The 1,823-nt window shown below is 26.4% G+C and carries 3 protein-coding genes; all 3 read right to left on the bottom strand.

The window, feature by feature from the left end; genetic code table 11:
- Positions 1 to 102: 102 nt before the first annotated feature.
- Positions 103 to 711 (bottom strand): hypothetical protein, encoded by a 609-nt coding sequence (locus CP368_RS09795; protein ID WP_098046051.1) that lies wholly within the window; start codon positions 709 to 711, stop codon positions 103 to 105.
- A 118-nt stretch (positions 712 to 829) separates the two neighbouring features.
- The gene (locus CP368_RS09790) at positions 830 to 1,216 is read right to left on the bottom strand and encodes a hypothetical protein (protein ID WP_098046050.1); all 387 of its coding nucleotides are present in this window, start codon (positions 1,214 to 1,216) and stop codon (positions 830 to 832) included.
- Positions 1,217 to 1,567: 351 nt separating this feature from the next.
- Positions 1,568 to 1,823, bottom strand: a 256-nt coding sequence (locus CP368_RS10535; protein WP_369822656.1) for a hypothetical protein, incomplete at its 5' end; no start/stop codon positions are given.

Here is a 1,823-nt window from a genome sequence, read left to right as displayed (position 1 = left end):
TACCAAGAAAAATATTGGCATATCATACACCAGATGAAATTTTTGAAAGAGAATTGGATCATATCTATCAAGCAGCTTAAGTGTTCAATTTATTATTGCAATTTACGATTCTTTTTTAAATAAATCTACTCTTAAATTTTTAGCTTCTTCATATGTACAAATATCTGAGCAATAGTCTGCTTTATAAGTGTTTTCTATTTCTTTCTCAACTTCATCTAAACTTTTTACTATAATCTTTGCATTATTTACCGTATTTTGAATTTGTTTTTTCCATTGATCTTCGTTATAACCAAACTTGTTATTTAAATTATCATAGGCTTGTCGAGATATGGCTGTTTTTTTCTTTTGTTTGCCTTCTTTTATATTTTTAAGAATATAATTTATTGTTTCATCACTATTTATTTCATATTCAAAATCATTTTCCGCTACAAGTGTTTTTCGATTTTGATCCTCTAAAACCATCCAATTTTCAACAACTTTAGCCCAAATTAATCGTGTTACTTTACCACTTTTAACTTGAATATCTTCTAAATTTTCATTTTTAAAAGATACTAAATTAGTATCTTCATCATTTTCATCAATATCTATATCTTCTTTTCCTTCATAAACAAAGTTATTTGTTCTGCTTACGTTTGATAACATATACCAAACAAAGACTAATTTCTGAAAATAAAAACCATACTGGGCCTTTATTCCACCATCATTACTCATTACCAAATTACTCCATATATTTATTAATTATCTTTATTCTATACTATTTTTCGTTAATTTTATTTTGACATGGACATAAATTTCTAAACTATTCTAATAGAATTAATTATCTATACTATCAATACCAAAAAATAAAATAAATTAAATTAGCTAATGTTACTATACCCAGTATTACCAAAAAAATAGTCTTAGGAATTGATAAAGTTGGATTTGAAAAGTGCAAACTATCTGCAAACTTTTTAGATTCATTTAATTTATCATTTTCATAATCCATATAAATATAAACAAATATAATATTTATTAGTACAAATATAAATTCTATTTTCGAACTATTATCAACTATTTCTAAACACAGCGGAATTGCTGACACTTCACATATATCTTTAATTGAGATTATTAAGAGCTTTCGATATTTATCGTTTGCATAATAAAACGAAAAAATACCACCGATACATAGAAGTAAAATTACTAATAATCCGATTACAAACAATCTAATAGCCGACATTATAATCCTCCAAAATTAATCTATACCCACATCACAAAAAAGCCCCACCAACCTCAATCAAAGAGATTGCCGGAGCCACTTACACTATCTACACCTTAACAAACACATAAATTATACCAATAAACATTATGCGATTCATAGCAACAAAAAAATTTTAGTCTCACATCAACAAAGCTAGAATTTTTCATTATCGTTCAATTTTGACTATCTCCTCTTTCTCCAATGTCCCATTAAAAATGAGAAAAGCATCACACACATAAGTGCATGATGCTTAAAACCTGAATCAACTTAGCACGAAGCCTTGTTGATCAACGTCATTAGCGCTGATTCCTTACATATTATTATACATGATTACTTCAAGTATTCAATCAAAATAGATAAGTCATCGATGAATTTACTTAAATTTTCTTCTTTTTTATACCAATCATGTCTATGAAATCTCTGAATTAATTTTTGACCCTGATTATATTGAAACTTACCTAATAATTCACTCTGAATTAATTTTTGAATATGAAAAAGAGAAATTAAATCTACCATTTTTTCATAATACGTATCTTGATTTGGAATACCAATATTATTAGAAATCCCTTGAATAATTCTTGGTCTT

It is taken from the genome of Lactobacillus sp. UMNPBX17 (genome assembly GCF_002553735.1).
Taxonomy (GTDB): Bacteria; Bacillota; Bacilli; order Lactobacillales; family Lactobacillaceae; genus Lactobacillus; species Lactobacillus gallinarum.
Note: the sequence above shows the minus strand (reverse complement) of the source record. Positions and strands in the feature narration are given on the sequence as shown.

What these genes read in the sequence shown, in the direction of transcription:
- CP368_RS09795 (WP_098046051.1), bottom strand. Translation starts at nt 711, where the DNA reads ATGAGTAATGATGGTGGAATAAAGGCCCAGTATGGTTTTTATTTTCAG.
- CP368_RS09790 (WP_098046050.1), bottom strand. Translation starts at nt 1,216, where the DNA reads ATGTCGGCTATTAGATTGTTTGTAATCGGATTATTAGTAATTTTACTT.